This window comes from Pseudomonas deceptionensis (genome assembly GCF_900106095.1).
In the GTDB taxonomy this organism is placed as follows: Bacteria; Pseudomonadota; Gammaproteobacteria; order Pseudomonadales; family Pseudomonadaceae; genus Aquipseudomonas; species Aquipseudomonas deceptionensis.
In genome coordinates, this window is sequence record NZ_FNUD01000002.1 from 1,658,298 (window position 1) to 1,675,764 (window position 17,467).

Here is a 17,467-nt window from a genome sequence, read left to right on the forward strand (position 1 = left end):
CCATGTCGTACGCAGTAATCGTTACTGGTGGCAAGCAATACAAAGTAGCTCCAGGTGAATACCTGAAGATCGAAAAACTGGAAATCGCTACCGGCGAATCCGTAACTTTTGATCGCGTTCTGTTGGTCGCCAATGGCGACGACGTAAACATCGGCGCTCCAGTTGTTCCTGGCGCCACTGTTGTTGCTGAAGTGATCTCCCAAGGTCGTCACGATAAAATCCGCATCATCAAGTTCCGTCGTCGTAAGCACCACATGAAGCGTATGGGCCACCGCCAGTGGTACACCGAGATCAAAATCACCGGTATTCAGGCTTAATTTCAGCCTAATTCCTCACTAGGAGAATTGACTCATGGCACACAAAAAAGCTGGTGGTAGTACCCGTAACGGTCGCGACTCAGAAGCCAAACGCCTTGGCGTGAAGATGTATGGCGGCCAGGCTATCATTCCGGGCAACATCATCGTGCGTCAGCGCGGCACCCAATTCCACGCTGGCTACGGCGTTGGTATGGGCAAAGATCACACCCTGTTCGCGAAAGTGGAAGGCGTGATCAAGTTCCAGGTTAAGGGCGCCTTCGGTCGCCGCTACGTAAGCATCGTTCCGAAGACTGTTGTCGTCGCAGCGTAATAGCTTGGTAGCTGGAAGAGCCCTGTCTTGCGACGGGGCTTTTTCGTTTGTGGGGTGAGTCTCTTGCAAAACTGTTTGTATGGGCTGCCGGCGCTGGATTTAACGGTCGTTGATTGAGGTCGCTGCGCTCATTTTTGCAAGAGTCTTATGTCTTGGTTTTTATCGGCTCGTCCTGATGACGAGAGGCGTGTTTTGTTATGAAGTTTGTTGATGAAGTATCGATCAAAGTAAAAGCAGGCGACGGTGGTAACGGTTGCATGAGTTTCCGTCGTGAGAAATTCATCGAAAACGGTGGTCCGAACGGTGGTGACGGCGGTGATGGCGGCTCGATCTACATGATCGCCGACGAAAACCTCAATACCCTGGTTGACTACCGCTACACCCGTCACTTCGATGCCCCGCGCGGCTCGAACGGCGGTAGCGCGGATTGCACGGGTCGCAAGGGTGAAGATCTGGAGCTGCGTGTTCCGGTCGGCACCACGGTGATCGATGCGGGCACCCAGGAAATCATTGGTGACCTGACCAAAGCTGGCCAGCGTTTGCTGGTGGTGCATGGCGGTTGGCACGGTCTGGGTAACACGCGTTTCAAATCCAGTACCAACCGGGCTCCACGCCAGACCACTCCGGGCAAGCCGGGTGAGCAGCGTGACCTGAAACTGGAATTGAAAGTGCTGGCTGACGTGGGTCTGCTGGGCTTGCCGAATGCGGGTAAAAGTACCTTTATCCGTTCGGTGTCTGCAGCCAAGCCAAAAGTGGCGGATTATCCGTTCACTACCCTGGTGCCAAACCTGGGTGTAGTCAGCGTGGATCGCTGGAAGAGCTTTGTGATTGCCGATATTCCTGGCTTGATCGAGGGTGCTTCTGATGGTGCGGGCCTGGGGATTCGCTTCCTCAAGCACTTGGCGCGTACCCGCCTGTTGTTGCACCTCGTCGACATGGCACCGGTTGAAGGCAGTGAAAGTGCTGCTGACACCGCTGAAATCATCGTCAACGAGCTGACCAAGTTCAGCCCGTCCCTGGCTGAGCGTGATCGCTGGTTGGTGTTGAACAAGTGTGATTCGTTGCCGCAAGACGAGCACGATGCGCGCGTTAAAGAAGTCGTGGATCGCCTTGAGTGGACCGGCCCTGTGTATGTGATCTCGGCCATTGCCAAGATCGGTACCGAGAAGCTGTGTCATGACATCATGCGTTATCTGGAAGATCGTGCTGACCGTCTGGCCAATGATCCTGCTTATAAAGAAGAATTGGCTGAGCTTGATCAGCGCATCGAAGATGAGGCCCGTGCGCAGTTGCAGGCGCTGGATGACAAGCGCGCCCTGCGTCGCAGCGGCGTGAAGAGCGTCCATGACATCGGTGACGATGACTGGGATGAAGAAGATGTTGAAGACGAAGATGGTCCGGAAATCATTTACGTCCGCGACTGATTCGTTGCAGTAAACTACAGCGCCGCTCAATGAGCGGCGTTTTAGCATCTACTAATTGGTAATCAAAAATAATTCCATGGGTGGCGCTCGGTCGCGCTGCTCTCAGGCATAGGTTGGATGATGATGCGGAGCAAGGTGACGGGTGCGCAGCGCTGGGTCGTGAAGATCGGCAGCGCGTTGCTGACAGCGGATGGCAAGGGCCTGGATCGCGTGGCGATGGGGGTCTGGGTCGAGCAGATGGTGGCCTTGCATGAGGCGGGCGTCGAGTTGGTGCTAGTGTCTTCGGGTGCGGTAGCGGCCGGGATGAGCCGCTTGGGCTGGACGGTACGACCGAGTGCCATGCATGAGTTGCAAGCCGCTGCTGCCATTGGCCAGATGGGTCTGGTGCAGGCTTGGGAGTCGAGCTTTGCCGAGCACTCGCGGCACACGGCGCAAATCCTGCTGACCCATGACGATCTGTCGGATCGCAAACGTTATCTCAACGCCCGCAGTACCTTGCGTGCGTTGGTGGAGTTGGGCGTGATCCCGGTCATCAATGAAAATGACACGGTGGTCACGGACGAAATCCGTTTCGGTGACAACGATACGCTGGCGGCGCTGGTGGCCAACCTGGTCGAGGCTGACCTGCTGGTGATCCTGACCGATCGCGATGGCATGTTTGATGCTGATCCGCGCAATAACCCCGATGCGAAGATGATCTACGAGGCGCGTGCCGATGACCCTGCGCTGGATGCAGTGGCCGGCGGCACGGGCGGCGCGCTTGGGCGTGGCGGGATGCAGACCAAGCTGCGCGCAGCGCGACTGGCGGCCCGTTCGGGTGCGCACACAATCATCGTGGGCGGGCGTCTGGAGCGTGTGCTGGATCGTCTGAAGGCGGGTGAGCGCCTGGGTACGTTGCTGTCCCCTGAGCGCGGCCTGCTGGCGGCGCGCAAACAGTGGCTGGCCGGGCATCTGCAAACCCGCGGCACGCTGGTGCTGGACGATGGTGCCGTGGCGGCATTGTCCCAGGGCAATAAAAGTTTGCTGCCGGTGGGCGTCAAGGCGGTGCAGGGCGGTTTCCGTCGCGGTGAGATGGTGGTCTGTGTGGCGCCGGACGGGCGGGAGATCGCCCGCGGCCTGGCCAACTACAGTGCTGCAGAGGCCCAGAAAATTATTGGGCAATCGTCGGATGCGATAGTTGGTTTGTTGGGTTATATGGCGGAGCCGGAGCTGGTTCACCGCGATAACTTGATTCTGGTTTGATTTAGAGGTGTCGAATGCGTCTGATTAAAGGTTTGCTGGGGTTGATGCTGGCGATGCCGTTGCTGGCGTCGGCTGAAGAAATCGGCACGGTGTCGACGGTCTTCAAGTTTGTCGGGCCCAATGATCGTATCGTGGTCGAAGCGTTCGATGATCCGAAGGTTGACGGTGTGACCTGCTACTTGTCCCGCGCCAAGACGGGCGGTATGAAAGGCGGCTTGGGTTTGGCTGAAGATCGCGCCGAAGCTTCGATTGCGTGCCGTCAGACCGGGCCGATCAGCTTCAAGGGTGATCTGAAGGATGGTGAAGAGGTGTTCAAAGAGCGCACTTCGCTGGTGTTCAAGACCATGCAGGTTGTGCGTTTCCTCGACAAGAAGCGCAATACGCTGGTGTATCTGGTGTACAGCGACCGCCTGATCGAAGGCAGTCCGCAGAACGCAGTCACCGCGATTCCGATTTTGCCGTGGGCGCACGAGTAACGGGTCTCAATAAAAAAAGCTGCGTTTATCGCAGCTTTTTTTTTTGCCAAATTTTTACTGCTTTGACGTTTTTGTAGACGCAGACGAGCGCAGCGAGGCTGCGTTCGACGGCGAAGCCGTCGCAAAGCCGGAGGGTGCGGTCATTGAGGTAAGGTGAAGGTTGTGAGATTACGACCGCTTCGCGCTCGAGCGCAGCCTCGCTACGCTCGTCAGCGGCTACAGGATCTGCGTTCGGGGGGGGGTGAATATCAAATCGCAGGCAATAAAAAACCGACCCTGAGGTCGGTTTTTTAAAAAGCTTATCGCTTAAGCAGCAGTCGCAAGGTTCAACGCCTTGACGTGGCCATTCAGGCGGCTCTTATGGCGAGCAGCTTTGTTCTTGTGGATGATACCTTTATCGGCCATACGGTCGATAACAGGAACAGCCAGAACATAGGCAGCTTGCGCTTTAGCAGCGTCTTTTGCGTCGATGGCCTTAACTACATTCTTGATGTAGGTACGAACCATGGAACGCAGGCTGGCGTTGTGGCTGCGACGCTTCTCAGCCTGTTTTGCACGTTTTTTGGCGGAAGGTGTGTTGGCCACCGTCGAGCTCCTCGAAAGACTTTTGGGAAATAACAAACAAAATAGGCCGCGAATCATGCCGATGACGAGAACTCTTGTCAAGGGCGTTTGATGCGATCCGCTGAGTGGTGGATCGAGGCAGACGGGATATTTATTTCCGGCGCTTGACCTGTAAACTCGCGAGCTTGGCTCTGTGCTGTTGCGGCGCGCAGTATCGCATAAGTGGGCGCTTTGTTCGCCTGCTCTTTCTCTATAGGCAAAAACTCTTTCAATGAACCTGCTCAAGTCGTTGGCTGCCGTCAGCTCAATCACCATGATTTCCAGGGTTCTGGGCTTCATTCGCGACACCATTATTGCGCGCGCCTTTGGTGCCGGTATGGCCACGGATGCGTTCTTTATTGCCTTCAAACTGCCTAATCTGCTGCGCAGGATTTTCGCCGAGGGTGCTTTTTCCCAGGCTTTTGTGCCGATTCTGGCGGAATACAAAAGCCAGCAGGGTGAGGAGGCGGCCCGTACTTTTGTCGCTTATGTCGCCGGGCTTTTAACGCTGGTACTGGCCATTGTTACCGTACTGGGCATGGTGGCTGCTCCCTGGGTCATCTGGGCAACCGCGCCGGGGTTTGCCACGACGCCAGAGAAGTTCGAGCTGACCAGTGACATGTTGCGGGTCACGTTCCCTTATATATTGCTGATCTCGCTGTCATCGCTGGCGGGGGCGATCCTCAATACCTGGAACCGTTTTGCAGTGCCGGCCTTTGTGCCGACCCTGCTCAATGTCAGCATGATTATTTTTGCGTTGTTCCTGACGCCGTATTTCGATCCTCCGATCATGGCGTTGGGTTGGGCGGTGCTGGTCGGTGGTTTGGCCCAGTTGCTCTTCCAGCTGCCGCATCTGAAGAAGATCGGCATGCTGGTGTTGCCGCGCCTCAATCTGCGTGACACCGGGGTGTGGCGGGTGATGAAACACATGGTGCCGGCCATTATCGGCGTCTCGGTCAGTCAGATTTCGCTGATCATCAATACAATATTTGCCTCCTTCCTTGTCGCAGGTTCCGTGTCCTGGATGTACTACGCAGACCGCTTGATGGAGTTGCCATCCGGTGTGCTGGGCGTGGCGCTCGGGACCATCCTGCTGCCGACCCTGTCCAAAACCTACGCCAATAAAGATCGTCAGGAGTATTCGCGGATCCTCGATTGGGGCTTGCGCCTGTGCTTTGTGCTGGTGCTGCCGTGCTCGTTGGCGCTGGCCATTTTGTCCGAGCCGCTCACCGTTTCGCTGTTCCAGTACGGTCAGTTCACGGCCCTGGATGCGGCCATGACCCAGCGCGCATTGATCGCTTATTCGCTTGGGTTGCTCGGTATCATCATGATCAAGGTGCTGGCGCCGGGCTTTTATGCGCAACAAAACATTCGCACGCCGGTAAAAATTGCGATTTTTACCCTGGTGGTGACGCAGTTGCTCAATCTGGTATTTATTGGGCCGTTACAGCACGCCGGTTTGGCGTTGGCCATTAGCGTGGGTGCCTGTATCAATGCTGGTTTGCTGTTCTGGCAGATGCGTCGGCAAAAGCTGTTTGTCGCGCAGCCGGGCTGGACCAAATACCTGTTCAAGCTGGTGTTGGCGGTGCTCGTGATGTCTGCAGTACTGCTGGGCTTGATGCAGCTGATGCCTGCCTGGGATCACGGCAATATGCTGGAGCGGTTTATCCGTCTGGGCGGCTTGGTCATTGCGGGTGTGCTGGCTTATTTCGGCATGTTGCTGCTGCTGGGCCTGCGTTTGAAGGATTTCGCACGCAAGTCTCTTATGTAGGGTAATCGCAGGTCAGACGTCTATTTTGTCGAAATGACCTGATTTGCCTTGCGCTGTTGCCTGTCGTACCGGGCCGGGTGTGGTTATAATCGACCACTTTATGAGCAAGAAGCGCGTTATGCAGCTGGTTCTAGGCCTTCACAATCTGCGGCCCCAGCATCGGGGCTGTGTCGCCACTATTGGCAACTTTGACGGTGTACACCGTGGTCACCAGGCTATCCTGGACCGGCTGCGTGAGCGTGCACTGGAGTTGGGCGTGCCCAGCTGCGTGGTGATTTTCGAGCCGCAGCCGCGCGAGTTCTTCAACCCGGATACGGCTCCGGCACGTCTGGCCCGGCTGCGCGACAAGCTGCAGCTGCTGGCTGACGCCGGGGTTGATCGGGTGCTTTGCCTGGCGTTCAATCAACGCCTGTGCAAGCTCAGCGCTGCCGAGTTCGTCGATACCATTCTGGTTGATGGCCTGGGTGTGCAGCATCTGGAGGTCGGTGACGACTTCCGTTTTGGCTGCGACCGTGTGGGCGATTTCGACTTTTTGCAGCAAGCAGGCCAGATGCAGGGTTTCACCGTCGAGGCGGCGCAAACGGTCGAACTTGATGGTGTGCGAATCAGCAGTACCAAGGTGCGTGATGCCTTGGCCGCTGCAGATTTCTCCCTTGCAGAGCGTTTGCTGGGGCGCCCTTTTCAAATCGCCGGCAGGGTATTGCACGGGCAGAAGCTGGCGCGCCAATTGGGCACGCCGACCGCCAATATCCAGCTCAAGCGTCGTCGTGTGCCATTGACCGGGGTGTATCTGGTCAGTGTTGAAATCGACGGTAAAATCTGGCCCGGTGTCGCCAATATTGGCGTGCGGCCAACTGTTGCAGGGGATGGCAGTGCCCATCTTGAAGTACATCTATTGGATTTCGCCGGTGATGTGTATGGCCGGCGTCTGACCGTGGCATTCCACCACAAGCTGCGTGATGAGCAGCGTTTCGCCTCCCTGGAGGCGCTCAAGACGGCGATCAATGCGGACGTCGCCGCCGCCCGAGCCTTTTGGCTGGGTCAACCGCTTAAAAAGAGCCTGAAATGACCGACTACAAAGCCACGCTAAACCTTCCGGACACAGCCTTCCCAATGAAGGCCGGCCTGCCACAGCGCGAACCGCAAATTTTGCAGCGCTGGGACAGCATTGGCCTGTACGGGAAGTTGCGCGAGATTGGCAAGGATCGTCCGAAGTTCGTACTTCACGACGGTCCTCCGTATGCCAACGGCACGATCCACATCGGTCATGCGCTGAACAAGATTCTGAAGGACATGATCATCCGCTCCAAAACCCTGTCGGGTTTTGATGCGCCGTACGTGCCGGGTTGGGATTGCCACGGTCTGCCAATCGAACACAAGGTCGAAGTGACCCACGGTAAAAACCTGCCTGCGGACAAAACCCGCGAGCTGTGCCGTGCCTACGCCACCGAGCAGATCGAGGGCCAGAAGTCCGAGTTCATCCGTTTGGGCGTGCTGGGTGACTTCGCTAACCCGTACAAGACCATGGACTTCAAAAACGAAGCCGGTGAAATCCGTGCTTTGGCCGAAATCGTCAAAGGCGGCTTCGTGTTCAAAGGCCTCAAGCCTGTGAACTGGTGTTTCGATTGCGGTTCGGCCCTGGCAGAAGCGGAAGTTGAGTACCAGGACAAAAAGTCCGCAGCCATCGACGTTGCGTTCCCGATTGCAGATGACGCCAAACTGGCCGAAGCCTTTGGCCTGGCAGCACTGAGCAAGCCTGCTTCTATCGTGATCTGGACCACCACCCCGTGGACCATCCCGGCCAACCAGGCACTTAACGTGCACCCGGAATTCACCTACGCGCTGGTCGACGTGGGCGACAAGCTGCTGGTGCTGGCTGAAGAGCTGGTCGAGTCCTGTCTGGTTCGTTACAACCTGCAAGGTTCGGTCATCGCGACTACCACCGGTGCAGCTCTGGAACTGATCAATTTCCGTCACCCGTTCTACGACCGTCTGTCGCCAGTTTACCTGGCCGAGTACGTTGAGCTGGGCGCTGGCACCGGCGTGGTTCACTCCGCCCCGGCATACGGCGTGGACGACTTCGTGACCTGCAAAGCCTATGGCATGGTCAACGATGACATCATCAACCCGGTGCAAAGCAACGGCGTATACGTTCCGTCGCTGGAGTTCTTCGGTGGCCAGTTCATCTGGAAGGCCAACCAGAACATCATCGACAAGCTGATCGAAGCCGGTGCGCTGATGTTCACCGAAACCATCAGCCACAGCTACATGCACTGCTGGCGTCACAAGACTCCGCTGATCTACCGCGCCACCGCGCAGTGGTTTATCGGTATGGACAAGCAGCCGACTGACGGCGATACCCTGCGCACCCGTGCACTTCAGGCTATCGAAAACACCCAGTTCATTCCTGCCTGGGGCCAGGCGCGCCTGCACTCGATGATCGCCAACCGTCCGGACTGGTGCATCTCGCGTCAACGCAACTGGGGCGTGCCGATCCCGTTCTTCCTGCACAAGGAAAGCGGCGAGCTGCACCCACGTACCGTCGAAATGATGGAAGAAGTGGCCAAGCGCGTTGAAGTCGAAGGCATCGAAGCCTGGTTCAAAATGGACGCTGCCGAGCTGTTGGGCGACGAAGCGCCGCTGTACGACAAAATCAGTGACACCCTGGACGTATGGTTCGATTCGGGCACCACGCACTGGCACGTCCTGCGCGGTTCGCACCCTATGGGTCACGAGACCGGCCCGCGTGCCGACCTGTACCTTGAGGGTTCCGACCAGCACCGTGGCTGGTTCCACTCCTCGTTGCTGACCGGTTGCGCCATCGACAACCACGCGCCGTACCGCGAACTGCTGACCCACGGTTTCACCGTGGACGAAGCCGGTCGCAAAATGTCCAAGTCCCTGGGCAACGTGATTGCACCGCAAAAGGTCAACGACACCCTGGGCGCCGACATCATGCGTCTGTGGGTTGCATCCACTGACTACTCGGGCGAAATCGCGGTTTCCGACCAGATCCTGCAACGCAGTGCGGACGCCTACCGGCGTATCCGTAACACCGCGCGCTTCCTGCTGTCGAACCTGACCGGCTTTAACCCGGCCACCGACATCCTGCCTGCCGAAGAAATGCTGGCACTGGATCGTTGGGCCGTGGATCGCGCTTTGCTGCTGCAACGCGAGCTGGAGCTGCATTACGGCGAGTACCGCTTCTGGAACGTGTACTCCAAAGTGCACAACTTCTGTGTGCAGGAGCTGGGCGGTTTCTACCTCGATATCATCAAGGATCGTCAATACACCACGGGTGCCGACAGCAAGGCCCGTCGTTCGTGCCAGACCGCGCTGTTCCACATCTCCGAAGCGCTGGTGCGCTGGATCGCGCCGATCCTGTCGTTCACTGCTGACGAACTGTGGCAATACCTGCCGGGCGAGCGCAACGAATCGGTGATGCTCAACACCTGGTATGAAGGCCTGACCGAGATGCCGCAAGGCACCGAGATGGACCGTGCCTACTGGGAACGGATCATGGCGGTCAAGGTTGCGGTCAACAAGGAAATGGAAAACCTGCGTGCAGCCAAGGCCATTGGCGGCAACTTGCAGGCTGAAGTCACCTTGTTCGCCGAAGATGAACTGGCAGCTGACCTGTCCAAACTGAGCAACGAACTGCGCTTCGTGCTGATCACCTCCACTGCCAGCGTTGCACCGTTCTCGCTTGCGCCTGTGGATGCCGTGGTTACCGAAGTGGCCGGTCTCAAGCTTAAAGTGGTCAAGTCGGCACACGCCAAGTGCGCTCGTTGCTGGCACTGCCGTGAAGACGTCGGCGTGAATCCGGAGCATCCGGAAATCTGCGGTCGTTGCGTCGACAACATCAGCGGCGCCGGCGAGGTACGTCACTATGCCTAACACCAGCACTGCCGGGCGCTTCGGGCGCCTGGGCTGGCTCTGGTTGACTCTGCTGGTTCTGGTCATTGACCTGACCAGCAAGGTCTACTTCGATAACTCGCTGCAGATGTACCAGCAGATTGTGGTGATCCCTGATCTCTTCAGCTGGACCCTGGCTTACAACACCGGCGCGGCCTTCAGCTTTCTGGCTGACAGTGCCGGCTGGCAGCGTTGGCTATTTGCGCTGATTGCTGTCGTGGTCAGTGGGGTGCTGGTGGTCTGGCTCAAGCGTCTTGGGCGCAATGACACCTGGCTGGCCATTGCACTTGCCCTGATCCTGGGTGGTGCGCTGGGTAACCTGTATGACCGCATTGCCTACGGCCATGTAGTCGATTTCATTCTGGTGCATTGGCAAAATCGCTGGTACTTCCCTGCATTCAACTTCGCCGACAGTGCGATTTGCGTAGGTGCCGTGATGCTGGCGCTGGATATGTTTAAAAGTAAAAAGACTGGAGAGCCCGCTCATGACTGAGCAGCGTATTGGTCAGAACACTCAGGTCACCCTGCATTTCGCTTTGCGACTTGAGAATGGCGACACTGTCGACAGCACCTTCGACAAATCCCCGGCCACCTTCAAGGTCGGCGATGGCAGCCTGCTGCCAGGTTTTGAAGCAGCATTGTTCGGTTTCAAGGCGGGTGACAAGCGCACTCTGGAAATCCTTCCGGAAAACGCGTTCGGCCAGCCTAACCCGCAAAACGTACAGATTATTCCGCGTTCGCAGTTCAAGGACATGGAGTTGTCGCAAGGTTTGCTGGTGATTTTCAATGATGCGGCCAACACCGAGCTTCCGGGTGTGGTCAAAGCCTTTGATGACGAGCAGGTCACCATCGATTTCAATCACCCGTTGGCAGGCAAGACCCTGACCTTCGACGTGGAAATCAAAGACGTTAAAGCGCTGTAATCCAGTGCCCGGCTCCGGCCGGGCCTGACAGGCATTATTTTTTTGCGCGTCCCACGAGGCCCAGCATGCATATCAAACTCGCCAACCCCCGTGGCTTCTGCGCTGGGGTGGACCGTGCGATTGAAATCGTTAATCGCGCTCTGGAAGTATTCGGTCCGCCTATCTATGTTCGCCACGAAGTGGTGCACAACAAATTTGTTGTTGAAGATCTGCGCTCCCGCGGCGCGATCTTTGTCGAAGAGCTGGATCAGGTGCCGGACGACGTCATCGTGATTTTCAGCGCCCACGGTGTTTCCCAGGCCGTGCGCACAGAAGCTGCAGGCCGTGGCCTTAAAGTGTTTGACGCTACCTGCCCGCTGGTCACAAAGGTGCATATCGAAGTGGCGCGCTACAGCCGTGACGGTCGTGAGTGCATCCTGATCGGCCACGCCGGTCACCCTGAAGTAGAAGGCACCATGGGCCAGTACGATGCCGGTAATGGCGGCGCTATTTATCTGGTCGAAGATGAAAAGGACGTTGCCAATCTGCAGGTCAACGACCCGGAAAAGCTGGCGTTTGTGACTCAGACCACCTTGTCGATGGACGATACCAGTCGTGTGATCGACGCCCTGCGCGCGCGCTTCCCGGCTATAGGCGGGCCACGCAAGGACGACATCTGTTACGCGACGCAAAACCGTCAGGATGCGGTCAAGCAGCTGGCCGATGAGTGCGATGTGGTACTCGTGGTGGGCAGCCCTAACAGCTCCAACTCCAACCGCCTGCGCGAGCTGGCGGAGCGTATGCAAACCCCTGCCTACTTGATCGACGGTGCCGAAGACTTGCAAAAAAGCTGGTTCGACGGCGTGCAGAGCATTGGTATCACGGCGGGCGCTTCAGCTCCTGAAGTGCTGGTCCGTGGCGTGATTCAGCAGCTGCATGCCTGGGGTGCAACCGGTGCCGACGAGCTGGCGGGCCGCGAAGAGAACGTCACATTCTCCATGCCCAAAGAGTTGCGTGTACGCGCCATCACCTAAGTTGACGCGCACAAGGCCTGCGCAGCTTGATCGCTGCGCAGGCTGATACGTCCGCTTTTTGCTAGCACTACCTGATAGTGGCTCTGTCCGGTCCTTGCCTCGCAAACATGCAGCGTCCCGGCCTGAAATGCTCCCCCGCTCAGTATGGGCTCGCCCAGCGGGCTGAATCGAACATAGTGTTTAACCGGTGCATTGCCCGCAATGGGTATGCGTGAGCTGTCCCGTGTTTCGACCAGCACCGGGTTGCTCTTGTCGAGATGGCCCCTGCCACTCAAGTCCAGAATCGTCGTCCAGCCCCGGCTCCAATCCTCCTCCCGGGCATGAATCACCACATATTGATGACGCAACAGTGCCTCGGTGCGTGCATTGCGCAGGCTGCTGGCCAGTTGTTCGGCAATGACCTGCCGGCGTTGCTGTTCAATGAGTGCGTTATAGGCCGGGCCTGCAAGCCGGGCTGTGATCGCCACGATCAACAGCGTTATCAGCAATTGGATCAGGCTCATGCCGCGTTGATACACGATGATTTCCCTGGAGGTCTTTTGGTGTGTTTTCTCGGTATAGCTGACTCGGAAGCTGTCGATACCCGGTAATGGTTTCATCATGTATTCAGGTTTTTTTGCCGGGCTATGGCCCACGAAATGAGGCGAGAAAGCTGCTCATTCTGTTTGGCTGCGTCCTACCAGTAACAGCTACGGCTGACGCTAGGCTTTTGGCTGGGCGATACAGGACGTGTCGCTGTCCCCTCAGACATGGAAGACGCAGATGGCTCACCTCTATAGAAACCGGCAAGCCGGCATGACCCTGATCGAAGTTCTGATTGCGCTGTTGATCTTGGTGATCAGCCTGCTGGGTGCTGCCGGCATGCAGCTCAATGCCCTGAAATACACCGCCAGTGCGTTGATGAGCACCCAGGCCAGCTTTGTTGCCTACGCCATGCTGGATCGAATGCGCGCCAACTCAGGCGGTGATTACCGGGTTTCGGCCGTGGAACAGGTCAGCCCAACGGTCACGGGGGTTGTCGGCCATGACCTGAGTGAGTTCAAACGCAATATTCGTGATTTCGGCGGGGAGACCGCCCGCGGCGAAATTGCTGTCATTGGCCAACAGGTGAATATCACGCTGCAATGGGATGACGCTCGCGCTGGCAAGCATGAAGGCGACTCGGGCGCATTTACCCTGAGTAGCCGCATTGCTGGCAATGCAGGGGTGAGCGCGTCGTGAGAAGTTCGAGTTCAGGTTTCGGGCTGATTGAACTGATGGTGGCGCTGGCGTTGGGGTTGCTGGTGGTGTTGGGGCTGACCCAGGTGTTTTTAAGCACCCGTGAGACTTACTTGAGCCAGCGTTCATCGGCGTTGCTGCAGGAGGACGCGCGTTATGTTCTGAGCAAAATGGCTCAGGAAATCCGCATGGCGGGCATGCTTGGCTGCCTTTCGAGTGATCGCATTCTTGATGCGCCCGCAGCGTTTCAGGCGCCTGTGTCCTGGCAAGGGGCTGCGGGCTCGTTGCGAATGATCAGTGCGGATGTGGGGCCTCAGGGGGGCAGGCCGGACTGGACGATCGTGACTGACTGCACCACTTTTGCAAAAGCGTATCCGGGAGCGCGGCTATCCGTCGCTCCCGGCGAAACCGCTTTACCCGTGCGCGAGGTGTTTTACCGTTTTGAAAACGGGCAATTGAAGCTCGGCCCCCAAAAAGCCGTGTTGCTCGACAATGTTGCTGCGTTTGATGTGAGTTTTGGCGTGGCCGGTTCGGCGAGTGCGCAATCGGTACTGCGCTATGAGGCTCGCCCGGCTGATGTTGCCAGTATCCGCAGTGTACGGATCGCCTTGACGCTGCGAGATTCTGGCGCGCGAGTCAGGGACCAGGCCTATCTCCTGGTTGTCGCTTTACGTAATCGGCTGGCTTAGGGGGGGCTCCTTTGAACTCTCAGAGCGGTATGGCATTACTGGTCAGCCTGGTTTTTATGCTGCTGCTGAGCCTGATCGGTCTGGCATCAATGGTCAGCGCGACTCAACAGGTAAAAATGGCCGGCAGCGTTCAACACGCCAATCACTCATTTCAGGCCGCAGAATCTGCACTGCGTAGTGGTGAGTATTGGCTTCAGGTCGAATGGCGCACCATGGTGGGTTGTACTTCGCCCTCCGGCTGTACTCCGCCAGTGACGGTGGGGGCTCAGGCCGGGCCTGCAATTGACCCGGTGTCCAGGGTGCGCTGGATACGAGTTCCGGATGGGCTGTTTGGCGTGCAGAGCCTTGGCCCCAGTACTGGGGCGGCCCATCTGCCTGAAGCGGTGGTTAGTCATTTGTACCGAGTGACAGGCATTGGTATTCGCGGGCAGTCGCGCACAGTACTGGAAAGCATCCATGCGCGTTATCAAGGCGCGGATGACAGCTCTGAAGCGGGAGTGCCACAGCGTTTTCGCAGGATCATGTGGCGGCAACTGCAATAGTGAGCACGCAATGTATAGATATGGAGCAGGTTTTACCCTGATCGAACTGATGATCGTGGTGCTGATCATCGGTATCCTTGGAGCATTCGTTTATCCGCAGTACAGCGATTATGTGAAGCGGGCTTATCGCGCTCAAATCATCGTCCAGCTGTCGGAGCAAGCCCAAAGTCTTGAGCGGTTTTATGCAAGGAACGCGGTATATAACGGCGGGCAAGACCTCAGTTCAGGTAATCAGTATTACGACATTACGTCCGATCTTGCAGACCACACCTTCTTGCTAACGGCGACGCCCAAAGAGGGCGCTGCAATGGCGGGAGACCCTTGTGGCAGCTTTACGCTGGCCCACACGGGTCTGGCTGCGATTACCCAGGCCGTCCCTGGCATGACAGTGCAGCAGTGTTGGGGGCGCTAACGCTTTATTTTGAATGACGGGCTGGATCAATAGATGGCAAGGCAGCAACGGGTGGTGATTGTCGGGGGCGGGGTTATCGGCCTGCTGACTGCGTTTAATCTGGCTGCTGATGTAGAGCAGGTAGTCCTGCTGGATCGTGGCGGGGTAGGGCAGGAGTCTTCATGGGCCGGCGGCGGGATCGTTTCGCCGCTCTACCCATGGCGCTACAACGGTGCGGTGACGGCGTTGGCGCACTGGTCCCAGGATTTTTATCCACAGTTGGCCGAGCGTTTGTTTACCTCCACGGGTGTTGACCCGGAAGTTCACACCACCGGTTTGTATTGGCTGGATCTGGACGATGAAGCGCAGGCTCTGGAGTGGGCCCGGCGAGAGGGTCGGCCGCTGGCCGTGGCTGATATTTCGGCGGTTGCCGATGCGGTACCGGTGCTGGGTGGGGGCTATTCCCGCGCGATCTATATGGCCGATGTGGCTAATGTGCGAAATCCGCGACTGGTGAAATCGCTCAAGGCTGCGCTGCAAGCAATGCCCAATGTCACGATCCATGAGCAATGCGAAGTGCTGGGGTTTATCCGCGAAGGCGAAAAAATCTCGGGTGTTAATACGGTACGCGGCGAGATTCTTGGCGATGAGGTGGTTTTGTCGGCTGGAGCCTGGAGCGGTGAACTGCTCAGCGGGCTCGGTCTTGAACTGCCGGTGGAGCCAGTTAAAGGGCAAATGATCTTGTACAAGTGCGCTTCCGACTTTTTGCCGTGCATGGTGCTGGCAAAAGGGCGTTATGCCATTCCGCGTCGTGATGGTCATATCTTGATCGGGAGCACGCTGGAGCACGAAGGTTTTGATAAAACCCCGACCCAAACGGCCCTTGAGAGCCTGAAAGCTTCGGCCGTCGAGCTGATCCCGGCATTGGCTGATGCTGAAGTGGTAGGGCATTGGGCTGGCTTGCGCCCAGGCTCGCCTGAAGGCATTCCCTATATCGGGAGGGTGTCGGGTTTCGAAGGGCTATGGCTCAACTGCGGGCATTATCGTAACGGGCTGGTGCTGGCGCCGGCTTCCTGCCAGTTGTTCGCTGACTTGCTGTTGGGGCGTGAGCCAATCATTGACCCCGCGCCTTATGCGCCAGAGGGGCGTATCTGAACATAGGCTGGCAGAAACCCTGTAGCAGCTGCCGACGCAGCCGCTACAAGTGTTTGTGCAGGCCTAGCCTCGCGGCTTGGGCCCTTGCTCCAGATGGTTCTGGGTGCAATACCACTCTTGCTGCTGGCTCAGGGCGCGATCGCGGGGCAGGTGCACGCCGCAGTGGGCGCAGCGCACCATCGGCAGGACGCCTGGATCTACCGGCTTTTTAGTCTCGGCCAGATTGGCTTTGTATTTGCGCCAGAGCCACACACCTGCAGCGATCAAGGCAGCCCAGATCAGTAAACGAAACATGGTTATTCGCTATTCGAGAAAAGATGTATCAGTTTAGCCAAGGACTTGGCAGGCGCACAGCGCCAAATCAAACATAAAAAAAGAGCCCCGAAGGGCTCTTTTTTTTGGCGCCGAACAATCAGTCGAACAGGCCAAGTGTCATGTAGCTGAACCACGAACGGCTTGGGGTTTGAGCTTCAGGTGCTTCGATGATGTTGCCATCGGCATCTTTTGGCTTCAATTCAGCAGGGATTGCGTCCTTGGCATCCTGATACTGCTTCTGGATGTCCATGTTGGCGCGGGTTTCACCCGGTGGCAGCGGCGTGGTGGACTCGATCAGGCCCAAAGTGGCCTTGCTCAGCCACGAACGGTTGTCCGACTCGGAAACCTGAGGTACGAACTGACCGTCAACCAGGCTCGGGTGGTCCGGGTAGTTGGCTTTGAGCACTTCGAGGCTAGTGTTGGCCAACTGGTCGAGGTGCATGCGCTGATACGATTCAACCATTACCGCCAGGCCGTCACCGACCGAAGGGGTTTCCTGGAAGTTTTCGACTACATAGCGGCCACGGTTGGCAGCAGCTACATAAGCCTGACGAGTCAGGTAGTAATCGGCTACGTGGATTTCATACGCTGCCAGCAGGTTGCGCAGGTAGATCATGCGCTGCTTGGCGTCAGGTGCGTAACGGCTGTTGGGGTAGCGGCTGGTGAGCTGGGCGAACTCGTTGTAAGAGTCACGTGCAGCGCCCGGGTCGCGCTTGGTCATGTCCAGCGGCAGAAAACGCGCCAGCAGGCCTACGTCCTGGTCGAACGAGGTCAAACCTTTCAGGTAATAGGCGTAATCGACGTTGGGATGCTGTGGATGCAGGCGGATAAACCGCTCGGCAGCGGACTTGGCAGCTTCCGGTTCGGAGTTTTTGTAGTAGGCGTAAATCAGTTCAAGCTGGGCCTGGTCGGCATAGCGACCGAACGGGTAGCGTGACTCAAGGGCCTTGAGTTTGGCGGTAGCACTGGTATAGCTGTGGTTGTCCAGGTCGGCCTGTGCCTGCTGGTACAGCTCGACTTCGCTGAGGTTTTCGTCAACTACTTCTTTTGTCGACGAGCAAGCGGCAGTCAGTGCGAGGATGGCGATCAGCAGCAGGTGTCTCACTTGCATGGCGGCTTGCGTCCCTATGACGGCCGCTGTCTTGGGCGGGTCCGTCCTGTTA

20 protein-coding genes are annotated in these 17,467 nt (G+C 57.5%); 16 read left to right on the top strand and 4 right to left on the bottom strand.

The annotated features are described in order from the left end of the window. Positions 1 to 2: 2 nt before the first annotated feature. The 5 genes from rplU (at position 3) to BLW11_RS07550 (ending at position 3,769) form a co-directional block, all read left to right on the top strand. Positions 3 to 317, top strand: a complete 315-nt coding sequence (gene rplU, locus BLW11_RS07530; protein ID WP_003443915.1) for a 50S ribosomal protein L21 — start codon at positions 3 to 5, stop codon at positions 315 to 317. Between the two features lie 34 nt (positions 318 to 351). Further along, a complete protein-coding gene (rpmA, locus tag BLW11_RS07535; RefSeq protein ID WP_048359284.1) occupies positions 352 to 627 on the top strand; it encodes a 50S ribosomal protein L27 in 276 nt (91 codons plus the stop codon). 197 nt (positions 628 to 824) lie between these two features. Further along, complete coding sequence (gene cgtA / locus BLW11_RS07540; RefSeq protein ID WP_048359283.1) at positions 825 to 2,051, top strand: Obg family GTPase CgtA; 1,227 nt, start codon at positions 825 to 827, stop codon at positions 2,049 to 2,051. A 123-nt stretch (positions 2,052 to 2,174) separates the two neighbouring features. Next, the gene (gene proB / locus BLW11_RS07545) at positions 2,175 to 3,293 is read left to right on the top strand and encodes a glutamate 5-kinase (RefSeq protein ID WP_048359546.1); all 1,119 of its coding nucleotides are present in this window, start codon (positions 2,175 to 2,177) and stop codon (positions 3,291 to 3,293) included. Between the two features lie 14 nt (positions 3,294 to 3,307). Next, complete coding sequence (locus BLW11_RS07550) at positions 3,308 to 3,769, top strand: CreA family protein (protein WP_048359282.1); 462 nt, start codon at positions 3,308 to 3,310, stop codon at positions 3,767 to 3,769. A gap of 306 nt (positions 3,770 to 4,075) precedes the next feature. Here BLW11_RS07550 and rpsT read toward each other — a convergent pair whose 3' ends face one another. Further along, positions 4,076 to 4,354, bottom strand: a complete 279-nt coding sequence (rpsT, locus tag BLW11_RS07555) for a 30S ribosomal protein S20 (protein WP_003443902.1) — start codon at positions 4,352 to 4,354, stop codon at positions 4,076 to 4,078. Positions 4,355 to 4,604: 250 nt separating this feature from the next. Between rpsT and murJ the strand changes: the two genes are divergently transcribed. From murJ to ispH, 6 genes are all read left to right on the top strand, one after another. Next, on the top strand, positions 4,605 to 6,143 hold the full coding sequence (gene murJ / locus BLW11_RS07560; RefSeq protein WP_048359281.1) for a murein biosynthesis integral membrane protein MurJ: 1,539 nt from the start codon (positions 4,605 to 4,607) through the stop codon (positions 6,141 to 6,143). Between the two features lie 118 nt (positions 6,144 to 6,261). Then, positions 6,262 to 7,212: a bifunctional riboflavin kinase/FAD synthetase gene (gene ribF, locus BLW11_RS07565; RefSeq protein WP_048359280.1), complete on the top strand. Its 951-nt coding sequence runs from the start codon at positions 6,262 to 6,264 to the stop codon at positions 7,210 to 7,212. Then, the gene (gene ileS, locus BLW11_RS07570) at positions 7,209 to 10,040 is read left to right on the top strand and encodes an isoleucine--tRNA ligase (protein ID WP_048359279.1); all 2,832 of its coding nucleotides are present in this window, start codon (positions 7,209 to 7,211) and stop codon (positions 10,038 to 10,040) included. The genes ribF and ileS overlap by 4 nt, the downstream gene beginning before the upstream one ends. Next, positions 10,033 to 10,551, top strand: coding sequence for a signal peptidase II (gene lspA / locus BLW11_RS07575; RefSeq protein WP_048359278.1), 519 nt, complete (start codon positions 10,033 to 10,035; stop codon positions 10,549 to 10,551). Before ileS ends, lspA begins: the two co-directional genes overlap by 8 nt. Further along, a complete protein-coding gene (gene fkpB, locus BLW11_RS07580) occupies positions 10,544 to 10,981 on the top strand; it encodes an FKBP-type peptidyl-prolyl cis-trans isomerase (RefSeq protein WP_048359277.1) in 438 nt (145 codons plus the stop codon). The genes lspA and fkpB overlap by 8 nt, the downstream gene beginning before the upstream one ends. Positions 10,982 to 11,046: 65 nt before the next feature. After that, on the top strand, positions 11,047 to 11,994 hold the full coding sequence (gene ispH, locus BLW11_RS07585) for a 4-hydroxy-3-methylbut-2-enyl diphosphate reductase (protein ID WP_048359276.1): 948 nt from the start codon (positions 11,047 to 11,049) through the stop codon (positions 11,992 to 11,994). Here ispH and BLW11_RS07590 read toward each other — a convergent pair. Beyond that, the gene (locus BLW11_RS07590) at positions 11,991 to 12,497 is read right to left on the bottom strand and encodes a GspH/FimT family pseudopilin (RefSeq protein WP_048359545.1); all 507 of its coding nucleotides are present in this window, start codon (positions 12,495 to 12,497) and stop codon (positions 11,991 to 11,993) included. The genes ispH and BLW11_RS07590 overlap by 4 nt on opposite strands. Before the next feature lie 259 nt (positions 12,498 to 12,756). Here BLW11_RS07590 and pilV point away from each other — a divergent pair, with 259 nt between their 5' ends. From pilV to thiO, 5 genes are read left to right on the top strand one after another with little or no spacing between them, the layout of a single operon-like run. Next, entirely contained in the window at positions 12,757 to 13,215 is a 459-nt protein-coding gene (gene pilV / locus BLW11_RS07595; RefSeq protein ID WP_048359275.1) for a type IV pilus modification protein PilV, read from the top strand. Next, positions 13,212 to 13,901: a PilW family protein gene (locus BLW11_RS07600; protein WP_074836732.1), complete on the top strand. Its 690-nt coding sequence runs from the start codon at positions 13,212 to 13,214 to the stop codon at positions 13,899 to 13,901. Before pilV ends, BLW11_RS07600 begins: the two co-directional genes overlap by 4 nt. Positions 13,902 to 13,912: 11 nt before the next feature. After that, complete coding sequence (locus tag BLW11_RS07605; RefSeq protein WP_241486115.1) at positions 13,913 to 14,443, top strand: pilus assembly PilX family protein; 531 nt, start codon at positions 13,913 to 13,915, stop codon at positions 14,441 to 14,443. 10 nt (positions 14,444 to 14,453) lie between these two features. Further along, positions 14,454 to 14,855 (top strand): type IV pilin protein, encoded by a 402-nt coding sequence (locus tag BLW11_RS07610; RefSeq protein ID WP_048359273.1) that lies wholly within the window; start codon positions 14,454 to 14,456, stop codon positions 14,853 to 14,855. Between the two features lie 33 nt (positions 14,856 to 14,888). Next, positions 14,889 to 15,989, top strand: a complete 1,101-nt coding sequence (gene thiO / locus BLW11_RS07615) for a glycine oxidase ThiO (RefSeq protein WP_048359272.1) — start codon at positions 14,889 to 14,891, stop codon at positions 15,987 to 15,989. A gap of 63 nt (positions 15,990 to 16,052) precedes the next feature. On the opposite strand, the gene BLW11_RS07620 is transcribed toward thiO, so the two are convergent. Both BLW11_RS07620 and BLW11_RS07625 read right to left on the bottom strand, forming a co-directional pair. Further along, positions 16,053 to 16,283 carry a PP0621 family protein gene (locus tag BLW11_RS07620; RefSeq protein WP_048359271.1) on the bottom strand — a complete coding sequence of 77 codons (231 nt, stop codon included), beginning with the start codon at positions 16,281 to 16,283 and terminating at the stop codon, positions 16,053 to 16,055. 118 nt (positions 16,284 to 16,401) lie between these two features. Further along, positions 16,402 to 17,415, bottom strand: coding sequence for an outer membrane protein assembly factor BamD (locus tag BLW11_RS07625; protein ID WP_048359270.1), 1,014 nt, complete (start codon positions 17,413 to 17,415; stop codon positions 16,402 to 16,404). Between the last annotated feature and the right edge of the window lie 52 nt (positions 17,416 to 17,467).